This window comes from Streptomyces sp. NPDC001507 (assembly GCF_042894765.1).
GTDB lineage: Bacteria > Actinomycetota > Actinomycetes > Streptomycetales > Streptomycetaceae > Streptomyces.
Genome location: NZ_JBIAVV010000002.1, coordinates 326,600 through 344,109, shown reverse-complemented (window position 1 = coordinate 344,109; position 17,510 = coordinate 326,600). Strand labels below are relative to the sequence as shown.

Genomic DNA, 17,510 nt, shown 5'->3' with positions numbered 1-17,510 from the left:
CACCCGGCCGGCGTCAGAGCAGGGCGGTGGCCTCCGCGCGGGAGAGGCCACCGCCCTCGGCGTACGCGGCCCGGTAGGCCGTGTCGTCGGCGAGGGCGGCCCGGACCGTGGCCTCCGACCGGTCCCGCGCCGTGCGCTCCAGGCCGACCTGGACATGGCCGGGCGGCAGCAGGGCGTCGGCGGCGCCCAGGCAGCGGGCCGCGTCCAGCGCGCGCACGCCGCCGTCGAGGCCGGCCAGGGAGACCGCGGCGACGGTCAGGCAGACGGACGGCAGATGCGGGGTGATGGCCTCGCTCAGCGGGTCGGTGGCGAGCCGCAGCGCGTTGCGCACCCTGCCCAGGGCCTCCGCGTGCAGGCCGTCGAGGGCGTCCACCCACGCCTCCTGGGTGAGGATCAGGGCGTCGAAGACGACGAAGTGGGAGATCTTGAACTCGCTGCGCAGCAGCCGGACCTGCTCGCGGGCCTCGGGAACGCGGTCGCTCAGCAGGAGCCAGGTGATGAGGAAGAGCCGGGCGGCGGGCATCGACTCGTTGTGCACGCCCTCGTTGTCGGCGATGACCTGGCGCAGCAGCCGCTCCCCGCGCTCGGTGTCGCCCGACTCGATCAGCACACTGCCCAGGCGGGCGTGGAGCACGGCGGCCTGGGCGCGGGCGCCGAGCCGGCCGACCCGTTCGATGGCGGCCTCGTAGTCGGCGGCCGCCGCCCGGTAGTCGCCCCTTCGCTCCCGGGCCTCGGCGCGCCCGGAGAAGGCCTCGGCGGTGCCCCAGTCGTCCCCGAGGCGCCGGAAGATCTCCAGTGCCTCGTCGGCGTCCCGGGTGGCGTCGCCCGCCCAGGCGGCCCGGTTGGCCAGCAGGTTGGCGCGCATGGCGAGGCTCCCGGCCAGCTCCCACTCGTAGCCGGGCGTCTCGCGGCAGGTGCGGACGGCGGCGTCGAGGATCTCGCGCAACCGGTCCATGCCGCCGGTCAGCATCACGGCGAAGAACCAGAACATGCCCGGCGCCCGGCAGGTCTGCGGCATACCGGGTTCGTAGACCTCGGTGACCGCGCGCAGCTTCGCCTGCGCCTCGGGCGTCTGCCAGACGTCCAACTCGGTGTCCATGCAGGCCAGATGCGCCAGGTGCAGGCCGCGCCGGGCCTCGGCGAGGAGCTCTCCGGTGTACGGCGGCGGGGTGTCGGTGCAGCGCTGCCACACCGGCTCGGCCGGGCGCAGCGGCGCGGCGAACGGGTCGGGGCCGAGGGCGATGACGTCGGCGCACCAGGTGCGGGTCTCGATCCGCTGGTCGTGCATCTGCCAGTACCAGAACAGCGAGTGCAGCAGGCACAGCGCCTCGTGCTCGTCCCGCAGGGCGATGGCGTGCCGCAGCGCGGTGCGCAGGTTCTCGTACTCCAGCTGGAACCGGGCTATGGCGGCGCGCTGGCCGGGGCCGCGCAGCAACGGCTCGTTGGTACGGGCGAGTTCGCGGTAGTAGGTGAGGTGGGCACGCTCGGCGGCGGCACGCTCGCCGCTCTCGTCGAGGCGCTCGCCGGCGTACTCGGAGACGGTCTCCAGAAGCCGGTAGCGCATCCCGCCGCCCGCGGCCTCGCCCGAAGGGGCGGCCACCACCAGGGACTTGTCGACCAGGGAGCCGAGCGCGTCGAGGGCGGCGGGGCCGCAGACGGCCTCGGCGGCGGCCAGGTCGCAGCCGCCCGCGAAGAGGGAGAGGCGGCCGAGGACGGCGCGTTCGCCGGCGTCCAGCAGGTCCCAGGACCAGTCGACGACCGCGCGCAGGGTCTGCTGGCGGGGCAGCACCGTGCGGCTGCCGGAGGTGAGGAGCAGGAAGCGGTCGTCCAGCCGGTCGGCGATCTGGCGTGGGGTGAGCATCCGCAGCCGGGCCGCGGCCAGTTCGATGGCGAGGGGCAGCCCGTCCAGGCGGCGGCAGATCTCGGCGCAGGCCGCCGCGGTCTCGTCGTCGGCGTCCACCGTGAAGCCGGGGCGGGCCGCGGCGCCCCGCTCGGCGAGCAGCCGCAGCGCCACCGGCTCGGGCAGCGGCTCCACCGGGCGCAGCACCTCCCCCGGTACGCCGAGGGGTTCGCGGCTGGTGGCCAGGATCGTCAGGTCCGGGCAGCGCTCCAGGAGCCGGGCCGCCAGGTCGGCCGCCGCGTCGACGACGTGTTCGCAGTTGTCGAGGACGAGCACCATCCGGCGCCGGGCGCAGTGTTCGACGAGCCGCTCGACCGGGTCGTCGTGCCGGTCGGCGGCGGCCCGCATGGTCTCGGCGCCGCCGCCGTACAGCACGGCCTGGCGGGCGCCGAGCGCGCTGAGCACGGCCTCGGGGACGCCGGCCGGGTCGTCGACGGGGGCCAGCTCGGCCAGCCAGACGCCGTCCCGGGCGGCGTGCCCGACGGTCTCGGCGGCCTCCTGCGAGAGCCGGGTCTTGCCGGCCCCGCCGGGTCCGAGCAGGGTGACGAGCCGGGCTCTGGCGAGGTCGCCCTGGATGGCCTCGATGTCGGCCTCGCGCCCGACGAAGGAGGTGAGCCGGGCGCGCAGGTTGCCGGGCCGGGCCGGTGCGTCGGCCGGGGGTGCCGGGTCGAGGAGCTCACCGTGCAGGGCCCGCAGCTCGGGTCCCGGGTCGGAGCCGAGGCGGTCGGCGAGGAGGTGGCGTACGTCGTCGTAGGCGGCCAGCGCCTCGGCGGTGCGGCCGGTGCCGTGCAGGGCGCGCAGGCGCAGCGCCTGGAGGGGTTCGTCCAGGGGGTGGGCGTCGCACAGGGCGGTCAGCTCGGGCAGGGACTGCTCCGCCTGCCCGAGGGCGAGGGCGGCGGTGTGCCGGGCACGTAGTGCGTCCAGGCGGCGGACCTCGACGCGGGCCGCCTCGGCGGTGCGGTCGGGCAGGTCGGCCAGGGCCGGGCCGTGCCACAGGGCGAGGGCGTCGTCGAGGACGGTGGCCGCCTTGGCGGGGTCGCCGTCGGCGAGGGCGCGCAGGCCTTCGCCGGTGAGCCGCTCGAAGCGGTGCAGGTCGACGTCGTCGGGGGCGGCGGCGAGCCGGTAGCCGCCGTCGGTGGAGACGACCGCGGCCGCGCCGAGCGCCCTGCGCAGCCGGCCGACCAGCGCCTGCAGCGCCCCGCCGGCGTCGGCCGGCGGCTCGTCGCCCCACACCTCGTCGACGAGCAGCCCGGCGGGCACCGCGCGGCCGGGCCGCAGCGCCAGCACGGTCAGCAGGGCACGCAGCCGTGCCCCGCCCACGGGGACGGCCGTGCCGTCGGGGCGGAGTGCCTGGGTGGTGCCGAGGATCGCGTAGCGCACGGGGTCCATTGTCCCTGGGGACGTCAGGAGCGGTCACGGGGTTTCGCCGGCAGGGTGTCGGGGCCGGCACGGGAGCGCCGGGTGGCTCCGCACGGGGACTTCAGGGGCGGCGGGCGGGCCTCCCCGATGCCGTCAGGAGCCGACGGGCCTCCCCGTGCCGTCAGAGGCCGTCGGGCCTCCCGATGCCGTGAGGTGCGCAGGACGTGCCCGGTGTCCGGGGCGTCGAGTGTGACGAGGGCACCGCAGGTGCGGCGGACCCGCCGCAGGCCCTGCACCGTGCCGAGGTCCACCTCCCCGAACCACCTCGGGCAGTTGTCGGCGGGCTCCGGCGTGACGGTTCCGGGCACCGCTTCCAGGCCGCGCCCCGTGCCCTGGATCACGACTCCCGCTCCGTTCCCCTTCCCGTCCCCCTCCCCCTTGCTCTTCCCCTTCCCCTTCCCCGGCGGCAGCGGGTCGGCCCGGCGGAAGCGGTACTCCTCGTGGACCAGGGCGACGGCATGGACGCGGCCGGTGGTCGGCCGGTCGGGTCCGCCGTGGTTCTCCACCCAGGCCTCGGCGCCGTACCCGGCGTTCTCCCGCCGGGCCGCGGCCCCGTAGGCGACGAGTTTCCAGGCGACCTCGTCGCCGACGGAGAACGGCGTACCGCAGCACTCCATCTGCCAGTCCTCGTAGAACACCTTCAGCAGGGGCATGGCCCCAGGCTCCAGGAACCGGACGGCCGTCGCGAGACGTTTTCCTCTGTGCCAAGAGGTATTTCCCCTGCACCCGAGGCGTTTTCGCCCCCCGCCAGGTACGGTCGGACCCGCGCCGACCACCCCAGTCCTCCAGGAGCCCCGCAGATGACCGCCACCACCACCCGCCCCAGTGACCGGCGGATCAGTCCCGTGTTCGTCGGGATCCTCGCCGTCACCGCGGTCACCGGGTGGGCCACCTGGTCCGGGTTCGCGGAACAGCCCGGGGTCGCCGTGTTCCTGTTCGTGACGGCGGCCTGGATCGTCTCCCTCTGCCTGCACGAGTACGCGCACGCGCGCACCGCCCTGCACAGCGGCGACATCACGGTGGGCGCGAAGGGCTACCTGACCCTGAACCCGCTGAAGTACACGCACGCCCTGCTGAGCATCGTGCTCCCGGTGCTGTTCGTGATCATGGGCGGGATCGGCCTGCCGGGCGGTGCGGTCTTCATCGAGCGCAGCCGGATCCGGGGCCGCTGGCGGCACAGCCTCATCTCCGCCGCCGGTCCGCTGACCAACGTGCTGTTCGCCGCCGTCTGCACCGCCCCCTTCTGGCTGGACGCCCTGGACGGCGTCCCGCGCGACTTCCGCTTCGCGCTCGCCTTCCTCGCCCTGCTCCAGGTCACGGCCGCGATCCTGAACTTCCTTCCGGTGCCGGGGCTGGACGGCTACGGCGTGGTCGAGCCGTGGCTGTCGTACAGCATCAAGCGCCAGGTGGAGCCGTTCGCCCCGTTCGGCCTGCTCTTCGTGTTCGCGCTGCTGTGGGTGCCGTCGATCAACAGCGCGTTCTTCGACGTGATCGACGCGCTGCTGCGCCACCTGGGCGTCGACGACTTCTCCCAGTACTGCGGTCAGCAGCTCTACCGCTTCTGGCAGGGGCCGAACGACTTCTGCTCCGTCAGCCAGTAGCGGCGGCGGTCAGGCCGACAGCGGGAACTCCTCGCCCAGTTCCCGGAACACCGCCGTGTTGAGGGCGAAGGCCCGCTTGCACTCGGCGACGACGCGCTGCTTCTCCAGGTCGTCGGCGTCCACCGCGTCCAGCAGTTCGCGGTAACCCCGCTTGAAGGCGGCCGGGTTGGCGATGTCGTCGAAGACGTAGAACCGGACGCCGTCGCCCTTGCGCTGGAAGCCCCAGGTCCGCTCGGCCTTGTCACGGATGATCTGGCCGCCGGAGAGGTCGCCGAGGTAGCGGGTGTAGTGGTGGGCGACGTAGCCGGCGGGCCAGCGCTCGGCGCACTCCCGCACCCGTGCCGCGTACTCCTCCGTCGCCGGCAGCGCCGTGAGTCCGGTCCGCCACCCGGCCCCGCGCAGGTGCGCCAGGTCCCGCTCCAGCGCGGCCAGCCGGAACAGCTCGGGCCGCACGAACGGCCCGGCCACCGGGTCCGACGCCAGCCGCCCGGCCGCGCCCTCCAGCGCGTCGTACACGAACCACAGCTGCTCGGTGTAGCGGGCGTAGGCCGCCACGCCGAGCCGGCCGCCCAGCAGGTCGCTCATGAACGTCGAGGTCTCCGCCTCCACGTGCTGCTCGTGGGACGCGGTGCGGATGACCGTCGCGAAGGAGTCCATGGGCAACATCCTTTAAGGTAAGCCTTACCTAAGTCAATGTTCTTGCCGACGCTTCGTCGGCAAAGTTACCGACACCGTGTCGGCAAAAGCGTACCGGAAAAGGGCCCGCCCTCCGAGGGGAGGGCGGGCCCGGCGGCAGCGGGGGTGGTCACGGCAGGGTCAGGATCTCCGCGCCGGTGTCCGTCACCACCAGCGTGTGCTCGAACTGCGCGGTACGCCTGCGGTCCTTGGTGACGACGGTCCAGCCGTCGTCCCACATGTCGTACTCGTGCGTCCCGAGCGTGAGCATCGGCTCGATCGTGAAGGTCATCCCGGGCTGCATCACCGTCGTCGCGTGCGGGCTGTCGTAGTGCGGGATGATCAGCCCCGAGTGGAACGACGAGTTGATGCCGTGGCCGGTGAAGTCCCGCACCACCCCGTACCCGAAGCGCTTCGCGTACGACTCGATGACCCGGCCGATGATGTTGATCTGCCGGCCCGGCCGGACCGCCTTGATCGCCCGGTTCAGGGACTCCCGGGTCCGCTCCACAAGGAGCCGGCTCTCCTCGTCCACGTCCCCGACCAGGTAGGTGGCGTTGTTGTCGCCGTGCACCCCGCCGATGTACGCGGTCACGTCCAGGTTGACGATGTCACCGTCCTGGAGCACCGTCGAGTCCGGAATGCCGTGGCAGATGACCTCGTTGACGCTGGTGCACAGGGACTTGGGGAAGCCGCGGTAGCCGAGCGTGGACGGGTAGGCCCCGTGGTCGCACATGTACGCGTGCGCAACCCTGTCGAGTTCGTCCGTCGTCACACCCGGCGCGATGATCTTGGCGGCCTCCTCCATCGCCTGCGCGGCGATACGGCCGGCGATCCGCATCGCCTCGATGGTCTCCGGGGTCTGCACCTCCGGCCCGGTGTACGGGGTCGGCGCGGGTTTGCCGACGTACTCGGGGCGGCGGATGTTTCCGGGTACCGAACGGGTGGGAGAGAGCTCCCCTGGTACGAGCAGCGACTGGCCAGACATGCCAGCGAGTCTAACCAGCGGGCATGGGGGAACATGTGGATGGCGAAAGGAGCCGGTCATGGCCCTGTTCAAGAAGCGGACCGTTGCGAAGGCGGGCGAGTGGTACTACTGCCTGCAGCATCAGAAAGTCGAGGAGGGACCCGAGTGCCCCGCCAAGGACCGGTTCGGCCCTTACGCCACCCGTGCGGAGGCCGAGCACGCCATGGAGATCGCGCGGGAGCGCAACCTCCAGTGGGAGAACGACCCGCGGTGGCACGACGCCCCCGCGGGGGACTCGTCCGACGAGGGCTGAGCAGTAGGGCTGATCAGGGGGCTTGATCAGGATGGCTGGGCGGGGTCGGCCGCGAGGCCGGGCGCGGATCCGGCGGTGCGCCGGGCGCGCAGTCGTACGGCGTGTTCGTTCGTCTGCGCGTCGTAGGACATCAGAGCGGGCAGGCACAGGGCCAGCAGGCCGACCGCGCCGGTGCAGAACAGGCCGCCCGCGCCGACGGACGCCCGTACGCCGAGCCATCCGGCCATGGACCCGGAGCGGACCTGGCCGAGGGTGGGGCCCACCGAGTACGACAGCAGTTCGATCCCGGCGAGGCGGCCGCGCAGCTCGTCGGGGATCGTCTGGTTCCACATCGCGGCCCGGAAGATCCCGCTGACCATGTCGCAGCCGCCGGCGACGGCGAGGAGGAGCAGGACCAGCCATACGTTCGCCACGGCGCCGGCGGCGGCGATCGCGAGGCCCCACAGCGCGGCCGACAGCACCACCATCCGCCCGTGCCTGCGCACCCGTGAGGTCCAGCCGCTGACCAGGCCCACGAGGAGCGAACCGGCCGGGATGCTCGCGTACATCAGGCCGAGCGACCAGTCCGCGTCCAGTTCGTCGGCGAGGAAGGGCAGCACGGCGAGCGGCATCGCCAGGAACATCGCCGCGAGGTCGACCGCGTAGGTGCCGAGGAGTTCCTTGCGGTTCCAGGCGTAGCGGGCGCCCTCGGCGATCGAGCGGAGGGAGGGCTTCGCGGCCTCGTGGGACGCCGGGGACGGCGCGACGCCGACGACCAGGGCGACGGAGACGACGAACGTGACGAGGTCGGCGCCGTACGCCCAGCCGAGGCCCGCGTAGGCCACGACCAGGCCGGCGACGGCGGGGCCCGCGACGCCGCCGACCGTCCAGCGAAAGGAGTTGAGGGCGGCCGCGGCCGGGAGGTCGTCGTGGGCGACGATCCTCGGCAGCAGGGAGTCGAGGGCGGGGCGCTGGACCGAGACGAGGGCCGCGGACAGGGCCGCGACCGCGTACAGCGGCCAGACCGCCGGGTGCGGCAGCAGCGCGTTGGCCAGCAGGCCCGCGCTGAGCAGTCCCTGAGCGGCCTCGGTCCGGACGATCAGGGCGCGCTTGTCGAGGGCGTCGGCGAGGGCGCCGCCGTAGAGGCCGAAGAGGATGAGCGGGAGCAGTTCGACAGCGCCGATGGCGCCTACGGCGGCCGCGGAACCGGTGAGGTCCTTGATCTGCACCGGGAGCGCGACGAACGTCAGGAAACTCCCGAAGCTGCTGATCAGACCGGAGACCCACAGCCGCCGGAAGTCGGCGGAGGCCTTCCAGGGGGCTAGGTCGGGGAGGAGACTCACGCTGGCCCATGCTGATCGCTGCGCTCGGCGGGAGCAAACGCTTTTCGCCCGTTCCCCGCGCCCCTGACGGGGCGCGTTGGTGCAGCGCCCCCGAAGGGGCGCGGGGAACTGCGCGAGCAACCACTACGCGCCTGCAGCCGACATCCGTGGCGCGGGTGCCGCCTCCGCTCCCCCACGCTTCCGTCGCAGCCGAGGTCCCGTGCCTTCTACGGTGCTGCCGAAGGCAGTTCGGTCGGCCGAGTCGGCCGAGTCGGGTGGGCGGGTGGGCGGAAAATCACCAAGGCGTCGGAGGCGGGGCCGTCACGGTCTCCGCGAGGCGGGCGAGGCGGTCTCGGAAGCGGCGACGGCCTCGTGGGGAGGGGCCGTTCTCGCCGGTTGCGGCGCTGACGAGGTGCTGGACGGTGTCCAGGTCGAGTTCCGCGGTCTCGGGGACGGTGAGGGTCTCGTGGGCCATGGCGGTGAGCGCGTCGTCGACGGTGGCGAGGGTCAGGACCGTCACGCCGGCCCGGCGGGCGGTGTGGACCCGCTCCAGGAGGGGTCCGGCGTCTCCCGGCGCCACCACGAGCAGGGTCTCACCCCGGCGGGCCGCCTCGATGCGGCCGGGGCCGACCGCGAGGTGCGCCGGGTCGGTGGGGCGGGCGTCGTGCCGTACGAGGGTCGGCGCCAGTTCCGGCGTACCGGACCACGCCGCCTCGTCCACGAGGTGCGCGGCGAGATGCCACGGCTCGTACTCCGGCGTACCGACCAGGAGCAGTCCCCCGCCGTGCGTCACCACGGAACCCCGCAGCGCGCCCGCGAATCTCCGGGTCGCGGTCAACCACTCGGTCCCGGCGAGCACTTCGCGCAACAACGCGACCCGTACGGCGTCCATGCCCCCGCATACTGCCGCAATCGGACACTCGTGACGTGGAGTTCACCCCGAATTCGCCCGACCCGGGGAGGAGGCGGCCCATGAGTGACGCAGAAGCAAGCATTCCCTTTCGCGCGGGCAAAGAGGGTTACGCCAGTTTCCGGATCCCGGCGGTGGTGGTCTCCCGGGCGGGCACCGTGCTCGCCTTCTGCGAGGGGAGAGTCGACTCCGCTGCCGACCACGGGCACATCGACGTGGTGCTGAAGAGGTCGACGGACGGCGGGCGCACCTGGGGGCCGCTCCAGGTGGCGGCGGACAACGGGACCGATCTCGCCGGCAACCCCGCCCCCGTCGTCCTCGACACCGGCCGCATCCTGCTCGTGCACGTGCGCAGCGCCGCCTCCGCCACCGAGGACGCCATCCTGCGCGGGCAGGTGTCCGACGCCGACGGGCGGCGGGTGTGGGTGCAGCACAGTGACGACGACGGCGTGACGTGGTCCGCGCCGGTGGAGATCACCCGGTCCGTGAAGAAGGCCGGGTGGCGGTGGTACGCCACCACACCCGGGCACGCGCTCCAGTTGCGTTCGGGACGGGTCGTCGTGGCCGCCAACCACACCCTGCCGCCCACCGGCACGGACAACGGCACCGAAGGCAAGTACAACAGCGGGCACTGCCTGCTCAGCGACGACCACGGGGCGACCTGGTACCTCGGCTACGTGGACGAGAACACCGACGGGTACATCAACGTCAACGAGACCACCGCAGCCGAACTGCCCGACGGGCGCGTCTACTTCAACACGCGCAACGATTCACCGGCGCCGGGGAACAGGGCCGACGCCCACTCGGCGGACGGCGGTCGCACGCTGGTGAAGCCCTTCCGGCCGCAGGCCGGGCTGACCGCACCCGTCTGCCAGGCCGCCGTGCTCCAACTCCGCGATCCCGACGCGCTGCTGTACTCCGGGCCGGGCGATCCGGCGGCCCGCGCCCTGATGACGGTCCGCGCCTCCGCCGACGGCGGCACCACCTGGCGGCCCGTGTACACGGTCGACGGGCTGCCCGCGGCCTACTCCGACCTGGCCCGGGTCGACGCGGCCACCGTCGGGCTGCTGTACGAGACGGGCGACTTCAGCGCGTACACCACGATCACGTTCCGCCGGGTGCCCGTGAACCGGCTCACCTGACCGGGCCTTGCCGGGTACCGCCGCCGGCCCGGACGTAGAGTCGGCCCATGACCTCTACCGACAGTGCACAGCAGCCGGGGGCCGACAAGGCCCCCGCCCCCGCCAAGGATCCCTGGGACCTGCCCGACGTCTCCGGTCTGGTCGTGGGTGTGCTCGGCGGCACCGGCCCGCAGGGCAAGGGCCTCGCCTACCGGCTGGCGCGGGCCGGCCAGAAGGTGATCATCGGCTCGCGGGCCGCCGAGCGCGCGCAGGCCGCCGCCGACGAGCTCGGGCACGGTGTCGAGGGCGCCGACAACGCCGAGTGCGCGCGCCGCAGCGACCTCGTGATCGTCGCCGTGCCGTGGGACGGGCACGGCAAGACGCTGGAGTCACTGCGCGGGGAACTGGCCGGCAAGCTGGTCGTGGACTGCGTCAACCCGCTCGGCTTCGACAAGAAGGGTGCCTACGCGCTGAAGCCGGAGGAGGGCAGCGCGGCGGAGCAGGCCGCGGCGCTGCTGCCGGACTCGCGGGTCACGGCCGCCTTCCACCACCTCTCCGCGGTGCTGCTCCAGGACCCGGAGATCGAGGAGATCGACACCGACGTGATGGTGCTCGGCGAGGTGCGGGCCGACGTCGAGATCGTGCAGGCGCTGGCCGGCCGGATCCCGGGTATGCGCGGCGTCTTCGCGGGCCGGCTGCGCAACGCCCACCAGGTGGAGTCCCTGGTCGCGAACCTGATCTCGGTCAACCGCCGCTACAAGGCACACGCCGGGCTCCGGGTCACCGACGTCTGAGCGGATGGGGGACACTGGTGGCTGCCACCGGTGTCCCCCACGTCTTCGGCAAGACGTCTTCGGAAAGCGATCGACTCCTATGCCCCGCCTCGCCCTCTACGCCCTGATCGTCTGCGTCCTCGCCCTCGTCGCCGCCGTCGTCTCCTTCGTCCAGGGCAGCTGGCCGATCGGCGTGGTCTGGGTGCTGCTGACGGGGCTGTCGTCCAACATGACCTGGTACTACGTACGGCGCGGCCGTCAGGAGAAGTCGGTCACCGGCTGATCACCGGCCGGTGACCGGCTGCCTCTCCGGGCCCTCCAGGAGGACCCGCCCGCCGATCTCCACCCAGCCGTACGGCTGCGGTGCGGTCAGGATCTGCGAACCCCGGCCCTGGGTGATGTTCAGGGCCCGGCCCAGCTCGGCGGTCAGCAGCAGGGCCGCCGCCCCGGTCGCCTCGTCCTCGTCGATGCCGTCGTCGCGGCCGGGGAAGGCACGGGCGCGGACCCGCCCGGCCGACTCGTCCTCCCAGGCCCAGGCGTAGATCCACTCCCCCGGCGCGGGCACCGGCAGCGCGTCGACCTCCGCGGCCTCGGCGTACTGGCGCAGGGTGCGCGGCGGGACCCACTCCGGGAGCGCCTCGATCCAGCTGAACTCCCCGTCCAGCCGGGCCCCGACGACGCCGGCCGGGGTGACCAGTTCGGGCACGTCCAGCAGCCACGCCGTGCCGACGCAGGGGTGTCCGGCGAACGGCAGGCGCAGGGTGGGGGTGTAGATGTCGACGACCCCGCGCTCGGGGTCGTCGACGAACACGGTCTCGCTGAACCCGAGCTTCGCCGCCAGCGCCTGCCGGTCCTCCCGGCGGGGCAGCACGGAGCCGTCCCGGACGACGCCCAGTTCGTTGCCGTAGCCGCCGTTCGCCGCGCAGAAGACACGCAGCACGTCGTAATCAGTCACAGCGGCATTGAAGCACTCACGGCCCCGCTCCCCCCTCGGCGTCCTCACCGCCCTCCTCGGCAGCCCGGTCAACTTCCGGCTCCTACGCGGGACACGACGCCGGCAAGGGGGCTGGGCACGGCGTTGCCGTCCGCGACATCGCTCACGTCTCTCCGCCGCGACGACGCCGAGCCACGACGGCGTGATCCGGCGGTGCCGAACCGCCCGGCCGGATCTCGCCGTTGCCGGTGCCGGTCGGCCGCCGGGCGCGGCACCGTCGTGGCCGCTCGCGCAGTTCCCCGCGCCCTTTACGGAGCGCGTGGCGATGTCGTCCACGACCACCGGAGTCGCCACTTGACCTTCCCTTTACTCATCCATGGCATTCTCTTTAGGTCATCGATATCAAGCCGTGTCTGTGATCTTTCCGTGTCTGGCGCATCACCACCCCGCCCGGGTATGAGTGAGGTAAGCCTCAGGTAAGTTAGGCCAGCCTCACCACACCGTCCCCAGCTTGGAGAGCCTGCATGCGTGCCGTCCGACTCACCGTCACCGCCGCCGCCACCGTGGCCGCCTTGACCGCCCTCTCGGCCTGCACCGCGAAGAGCGACGCCAAGGGCGACGGCGCGATCCAGGTCACCGCCGCCGACTCCACGTGCGAGACGTCGGCGAAGTCGGTCCCGGCGGGGCACGTCACGCTCGCCATCGAGAACACGGGGGCGAAGGCCACCGAGGTCGAGATCCTCTTCCCGGACGACCGGATCGTCTCCGAGAAGGAGAACATCGGGCCGGGGACCAAGTACACGCTGACCGCCGAGGTGAAGGCGGGGTCGTACGAGATAGCCTGCCGGCCGGGGATGAAGGGGCACGGTGTCCGGCAGAAGCTGACCGTCACCGGCTCCGGCGCCGTCGCCGAGCGCGACCCGAAGCTGGACGCGGCCGTCGCCGCCTACCGCGAGTACGCCCAGGAGCAGGCCGACGCGACGATCCCGAAGGTGCAGACGTTCGTCGACGCCGTCAAGGCCGGGAACATCGAGGCCGCCAAGGACGCGTACGCCCCCTCCCGGGTCGGCTGGGAGACCACCGAGCCGATCGCCGAGTCGTTCGGGGACATCGACCCCAAGACGGACACCCGCGTCAACGACCTGGAGAAGGGCCAGAAGTGGACCGGCTGGCACGCGCTGGAGAAGGCGCTGTGGCAGGACAAGAAGGTCGGCGCCGAGCAGAAGGCCCTCGCCGATGAGCTGCTCACCGATCTGAAGGACTGGCAGCAGCGGGTCGGCAAGGCCGAGATCACCCCGACCTCCATGGCCAACGGCGCCAAGGAACTCCTCGACGAGGTCGCCACCGGCAAGGTCACCGGCGAGGAGGACCGCTACTCGCACACCGACCTGAGCGACTTCAAGGGCAACGTCGACGGCGCGCAGAAGGCGTACGAACTGCTCAAGCCGGTCGCGCGGCAGAACGACGCGGCGCTCGTCACCGAACTGGACAAGCAGTTCGCGGCGCTGGACACGCTGCTCGACAAGTACCGCACGGACAAGACCTCCGACGGCTTCGTCTCGTACGACACGGTCACCGACGCGCAGCGCAAGGAGCTGTCCGACGCGGTCAACGCCCTCGCCGAGCCGCTGTCCAAGCTCGCCGCGGCCGTGGTCAAGTAAGGAGCGGGACATGGGTGACAAAGCCACTCCGTCGCGTCGGGCGGTCATCGGCTGGGGCGGCGCCGGACTCGCGCTGGGCGCCGCCGTGGCCGGGGGCGCGGTGGCCGCGGCCGAGGCCGGCGGCGACGACGCCGGGCCCGCCACCGCCGTCGCGTTCCACGGCGCCAACCAGGCCGGTATCGCCACCCCGGTCCAGGACCGGCTGCACTTCGCCGCCTTCGACGTGAAGACCGACGACCGGGCCGAGTTCGTGCAGTTGCTGAAGGACTGGACGGCCGCGGCCCGGCGGATGACCGCGGGCAGGGCCGTCGGCGAGGGCGCGTACGGCGGGCTCGCCGAGGCGCCCCCGGACGACACCGGTGAGGCCCTCGGGCTCAGTCCGTCCCGGCTGACGCTGACGATCGGCTTCGGGCCGTCCTTCTTCGAGAGGTTCGGGCTCGGCGGACAGCGGCCCGCCGCGCTCGTCGAACTGCCGCAGTTCCCCGGGGACAACCTCGACGCCTCCCGCACCGGCGGCGACCTGTGCATCCAGGCCTGCGCCGACGATCCGCAGGTCGCGGTGCACGCCGTCCGCAACCTCGCCCGGATCGGCTTCGGCAAGGTCGCCATCCGCTGGTCCCAGCTCGGCTTCGGGAAGACCTCGTCCACGACCCCGGACGCCCAGACGCCCCGCAACCTCATGGGGTTCAAGGACGGCACCCGCAACATCGCGGGCACCGAGACCGACCGGCTGAAGAAGTTCGTGTGGGTCGGGGACGGGGACGGGCCCGGATGGATGAGCGGAGGGTCGTATCTCGTCGCCCGGCGGATCCGCATGAACATCGAGACCTGGGACCGGACCTCGCTCCAGGAGCAGGAGGACGTGTTCGGCCGGGACAAGGGCGAGGGCGCCCCGGTCGGCAGGGCCAAGGAGCACGACGAGCCGTTCCTGAAGGCCATGAAACCCGACGCCCACGTGCGGCTCGCGCACCCGGACTCCAACGGCGGCATCACCATCCTGCGCCGCGGCTACTCCTTCACCGACGGGACGGACGGGCTCGGGCGGCTCGACGCCGGGCTGTTCTTCCTGGCCTACATGCGTGACGTCGGCAAGGGGTTCATCCCGCTCCAGCGCAGGCTGGCGGCGTCCGACGCGCTCAACGAGTACATCCAGCACGTGGGTTCGGCGGTCTTCGCGGTCCCGCCCGGCGTCCGGGACAAGGACGACTGGTGGGGCCGGACGCTGTTCTCCGAATCCTCCGAGTCCTCCAAGGGGGCGTGATCCGTGTTCTCCAACTACCTGATCGGTCTGCGCGAAGGCCTCGAGGCCTCGCTCGTCGTCTGCATCCTCATCGCCTACCTGGTCAAGACCGGGCGCACGGACGCCCTGAAGCCGATCTGGATCGGCATCGCGGTGGCGGTGCTGATCGCCATGGGCTTCGGGTGCGCGCTCGAATTCGGTTCCCAGGAGCTGACGTTCGAGGCGCAGGAGGCACTCGGCGGGTCCCTGTCCATCGTCGCGGTGGGCCTGGTGACCTGGATGGTGTTCTGGATGCGCCGCACCGCCCGGCACCTCAAGGCGGAGCTGCACGGCAAGCTGGACGCGGCCCTCGCGATGGGTACCGGCGCGCTGGTCGCCACCGCCTTCCTCGCCGTCGGCCGGGAAGGCCTCGAAACCGCGCTGTTCGTGTGGGCCTCCGTGCACGCGGCCAGCGACGGCACCCCGCGCCCCCTGATCGGCGTGGCGCTCGGCCTGGCCAGCGCCGTGTTCCTCGGCTGGCTGTTCTACCGGGGCGCCCTGCGGATCAACCTCGCGAAGTTCTTCACGTGGACCGGCGGCATGCTGGTCGTGGTCGCGGCGGGCGTGCTCGCGTACGGCTTCCACGACCTGCAGGAGGCCGACTGGATCCCGGGCCTGACCAGCCAGGCCTTCGACATCAGCGGCACCATTCCGCCGGACAGCTGGTACGGAACGCTGCTGAAGGGCGTGTTCAACTTCCAGCCGGACCCGACCGTGCTCCAGGTCACGGTGTGGCTGCTGTACCTGGTCCCGACACTCGCACTCTTCTTCGCCCCGGTAGGGTTCGGCTCCGGGAAGGGGAAGGTGAAGGCACCTGATGACGCACCTGAGGACGCATCTGCGGACGCACCTGACGAACAGGGATCGCGCGCCTCGACGGCTCCGCAGACTCCGCCGGCGTGATCGGAACGCGCTCATAGCGGTCTCGCTGACCGCCCTGTCGCTGACGGCGAGCGGTTGCGTGGTGGTGCACGGGGAGCGCGAGGTGCTCCCCACCACCACCCGCGCCGAAGCCGCCAAGGCGCTCCGGCAGTTCACGGACGCCTACAACAAGGCCGACAAGGCCTACGACGGCTCCCTGGACGCGGATCACACGACCGGCGCCCTCGCCGACATCGACTCCGCGCGCCTGAAGGCCGGGCACGTCAACAGCCCGGCCGGCAACTCCGCCCACTCGGCGCTGGAGTTCGACGACGTCACGTACACCATCCCGAAGAAGGCCGGCTGGCCGCGCTGGTTCCTCGCCGACGCGCACGGCAACAAGGGCGGCGACGAACGCTGGCTGCTGGTCTTCACCCGCAACAGCCTCGACCAGCCGTTCCAGGTGGCCTACCTGACACTGGTCGCGCCGGACGCCGTACCGAAGTTCACCACCGACAAGGACGGCTGGGCCGAGGACGTACCGGCGAACAGCGCTCAGTTCGCCGTCGCCCCGGGCGACCTGAGCCGGGACTACGCCACGTACCTGAAGAGCGGCGGCACCGCCTTCGCGGACGGCCCGCACACCAGCGGCTGGCGCACGGACCGCAAGAAGTCCACCAAGCCGGGCCTGGCCACCCAGTACATCGACGAGCCGCTCACCGACGGCGACTACGCGCCGCTCGCCCTGCGCACCACCGACGGCGGGGCGGTGGTGTTCTTCACCACCCGCTACTACGCCAAGGAGACGGCGGCCGCGGGCACCTCCGTGCCGGCCCCGAACCTCAGCGTCAAGGCCCTCACCAAGGGCGAGATCAAGCAGTCCCTGACCATGCAGTTCGTCTCCAACCAGGTCGCCCTGGACCCGGCCGGCACCGGCAAGGTCTCGATCCTGGGCCGCATCCAGGGCCTGACCTCGGCCCAGGGGTCCTGACGTCGGCGCCGCAGCCGACCGACGACCGACGCCTCTACCAGACCGCACCCACCTGATCGGCCTCCTCGCCCGCGTACCGGCCGCAGGCATCCGTGAGGATCTCCAGCAGGCTCAGCGGGTCGGGCAGCGCGTGCTCGGGCCCGCGTACCCAGTGCACCCGCAGGTCGCCGTCGCCGCCGGGCAGCCTGGCGGGCGGCACGAGGACGTAGGAGCCCCGGCAGTGCCAGCGCAGCCCCGGGTGTTCGTCCATGGTCTCGGGGCGGCAGTCCAGCTCGCAGGGCCACCACTCGTCCTCGTCCTCGGGGGTGCCGCGGGTGAGGGTGAAGAAGAGCAGGCGGCCGTCGTCGCTCTCGGCGACCGGGCCGACCTCGACGCCGTTCGCGAGCAGCCGTTCCAGGGCCTGCCGGCCGGGCTCCAGGGGCACGTCCAGGACGTCGTGGGTCATGCCGGTCGCGGTGATGAAGTTGGCCTGCGGCTGGTGCCGGGCCCAGCGCTCGATCTGGGCGCGGTCGGTGGTGGACTGCGTCTGCCACGCGAACGACACCGGATGCCGGGCCGGGGTGGGACAGCCGACGCGGTCGCAGGAGCAGCCGTAGCCGGGGGCGGGGTGCGCGGCGGGCGCCAGCGGAAGGCCCGCGTCGGCGGCGGCGAGCAGCAGCGCCGCGCGGCCCGGGTCGTCGGCGCTGGCCGCCTGCTCGGGGCGGCGGCCGCGGAGCCACTGGGAGAGTCTGCCCTGCAGGCCGCTCGGGCCGCCGAACCTCGCGCTCATCTTTCGCCTCGCCTCCCTGTGGTCCGGCCAGGATG

At 72.5% G+C, this 17,510-nt stretch carries 17 protein-coding genes; 9 read left to right on the top strand and 8 right to left on the bottom strand.

What is annotated here, in order from left to right; translation table 11 throughout:
* Positions 1 to 13 precede the first annotated feature (13 nt).
* Positions 14 to 3,289 (bottom strand): BTAD domain-containing putative transcriptional regulator, encoded by a 3,276-nt coding sequence (locus ACFY0K_RS07745; protein WP_390639079.1) that lies wholly within the window; start codon positions 3,287 to 3,289, stop codon positions 14 to 16.
* Between the two features lie 14 nt (positions 3,290 to 3,303).
* Complete coding sequence (locus tag ACFY0K_RS07740; protein ID WP_390639078.1) at positions 3,304 to 3,972, bottom strand: DUF6578 domain-containing protein; 669 nt, start codon at positions 3,970 to 3,972, stop codon at positions 3,304 to 3,306.
* Positions 3,973 to 4,119: 147 nt separating this feature from the next.
* Here ACFY0K_RS07740 and ACFY0K_RS07735 point away from each other — a divergent pair, with 147 nt between their 5' ends.
* A complete protein-coding gene (locus tag ACFY0K_RS07735; protein ID WP_382722675.1) occupies positions 4,120 to 4,920 on the top strand; it encodes a site-2 protease family protein in 801 nt (266 codons plus the stop codon).
* 9 nt (positions 4,921 to 4,929) lie between these two features.
* On the opposite strand, the gene ACFY0K_RS07730 is transcribed toward ACFY0K_RS07735, so the two are convergent.
* Together ACFY0K_RS07730 and map are read right to left on the bottom strand one after the other, a co-directional pair.
* On the bottom strand, positions 4,930 to 5,577 hold the full coding sequence (locus tag ACFY0K_RS07730) for a heme oxygenase (biliverdin-producing) (protein ID WP_390639077.1): 648 nt from the start codon (positions 5,575 to 5,577) through the stop codon (positions 4,930 to 4,932).
* Positions 5,578 to 5,725: 148 nt separating this feature from the next.
* On the bottom strand, positions 5,726 to 6,583 hold the full coding sequence (map, locus tag ACFY0K_RS07725) for a type I methionyl aminopeptidase (RefSeq protein ID WP_390639076.1): 858 nt from the start codon (positions 6,581 to 6,583) through the stop codon (positions 5,726 to 5,728).
* Positions 6,584 to 6,641: 58 nt separating this feature from the next.
* On the opposite strand from map, the gene ACFY0K_RS07720 reads away from it, so the two are divergent.
* Positions 6,642 to 6,875, top strand: coding sequence for a hypothetical protein (locus ACFY0K_RS07720; protein ID WP_352353839.1), 234 nt, complete (start codon positions 6,642 to 6,644; stop codon positions 6,873 to 6,875).
* A 26-nt stretch (positions 6,876 to 6,901) separates the two neighbouring features.
* On the opposite strand, the gene ACFY0K_RS07715 is transcribed toward ACFY0K_RS07720, so the two are convergent.
* A complete protein-coding gene (locus ACFY0K_RS07715) occupies positions 6,902 to 8,197 on the bottom strand; it encodes an MFS transporter (RefSeq protein ID WP_390639075.1) in 1,296 nt (431 codons plus the stop codon).
* Between the two features lie 274 nt (positions 8,198 to 8,471).
* Positions 8,472 to 9,068, bottom strand: a complete 597-nt coding sequence (locus ACFY0K_RS07710; protein WP_390639074.1) for a hypothetical protein — start codon at positions 9,066 to 9,068, stop codon at positions 8,472 to 8,474.
* A gap of 80 nt (positions 9,069 to 9,148) precedes the next feature.
* Here ACFY0K_RS07710 and ACFY0K_RS07705 point away from each other — a divergent pair, with 80 nt between their 5' ends.
* The 3 genes from ACFY0K_RS07705 to ACFY0K_RS07695 all read left to right on the top strand — a co-directional run bounded on the left by ACFY0K_RS07705 (position 9,149) and on the right by ACFY0K_RS07695 (position 11,263).
* Positions 9,149 to 10,228, top strand: coding sequence for an exo-alpha-sialidase (locus tag ACFY0K_RS07705; protein WP_390639073.1), 1,080 nt, complete (start codon positions 9,149 to 9,151; stop codon positions 10,226 to 10,228).
* A 47-nt stretch (positions 10,229 to 10,275) separates the two neighbouring features.
* Positions 10,276 to 11,001 carry an NADPH-dependent F420 reductase gene (gene npdG, locus ACFY0K_RS07700; RefSeq protein ID WP_390639072.1) on the top strand — a complete coding sequence of 242 codons (726 nt, stop codon included), beginning with the start codon at positions 10,276 to 10,278 and terminating at the stop codon, positions 10,999 to 11,001.
* A 79-nt stretch (positions 11,002 to 11,080) separates the two neighbouring features.
* On the top strand, positions 11,081 to 11,263 hold the full coding sequence (locus tag ACFY0K_RS07695; RefSeq protein ID WP_352353829.1) for a hypothetical protein: 183 nt from the start codon (positions 11,081 to 11,083) through the stop codon (positions 11,261 to 11,263).
* Here the strand turns inward: ACFY0K_RS07695 and ACFY0K_RS07690 are convergent, their stop codons facing one another.
* Complete coding sequence (locus ACFY0K_RS07690) at positions 11,264 to 11,935, bottom strand: PhzF family phenazine biosynthesis protein (RefSeq protein ID WP_390639071.1); 672 nt, start codon at positions 11,933 to 11,935, stop codon at positions 11,264 to 11,266.
* A gap of 503 nt (positions 11,936 to 12,438) precedes the next feature.
* On the opposite strand from ACFY0K_RS07690, the gene efeO reads away from it, so the two are divergent.
* The 4 genes from efeO to ACFY0K_RS07670 are packed head-to-tail and all read left to right on the top strand — an operon-like array spanning position 12,439 to position 16,706.
* Positions 12,439 to 13,575: an iron uptake system protein EfeO gene (efeO, locus tag ACFY0K_RS07685; protein ID WP_390639070.1), complete on the top strand. Its 1,137-nt coding sequence runs from the start codon at positions 12,439 to 12,441 to the stop codon at positions 13,573 to 13,575.
* Positions 13,576 to 13,585: 10 nt separating this feature from the next.
* Positions 13,586 to 14,836 carry an iron uptake transporter deferrochelatase/peroxidase subunit gene (gene efeB / locus ACFY0K_RS07680; RefSeq protein ID WP_390639069.1) on the top strand — a complete coding sequence of 417 codons (1,251 nt, stop codon included), beginning with the start codon at positions 13,586 to 13,588 and terminating at the stop codon, positions 14,834 to 14,836.
* Positions 14,837 to 14,839: 3 nt separating this feature from the next.
* Positions 14,840 to 15,757: an iron uptake transporter permease EfeU gene (gene efeU / locus ACFY0K_RS07675; RefSeq protein ID WP_390639068.1), complete on the top strand. Its 918-nt coding sequence runs from the start codon at positions 14,840 to 14,842 to the stop codon at positions 15,755 to 15,757.
* Complete coding sequence (locus ACFY0K_RS07670; protein WP_390639067.1) at positions 15,672 to 16,706, top strand: hypothetical protein; 1,035 nt, start codon at positions 15,672 to 15,674, stop codon at positions 16,704 to 16,706. Before efeU ends, ACFY0K_RS07670 begins: the two co-directional genes overlap by 86 nt.
* Positions 16,707 to 16,740: 34 nt before the next feature.
* Here ACFY0K_RS07670 and ACFY0K_RS07665 read toward each other — a convergent pair whose 3' ends face one another.
* Positions 16,741 to 17,475: a bifunctional DNA primase/polymerase gene (locus ACFY0K_RS07665; RefSeq protein WP_390639066.1), complete on the bottom strand. Its 735-nt coding sequence runs from the start codon at positions 17,473 to 17,475 to the stop codon at positions 16,741 to 16,743.
* Between the last annotated feature and the right edge of the window lie 35 nt (positions 17,476 to 17,510).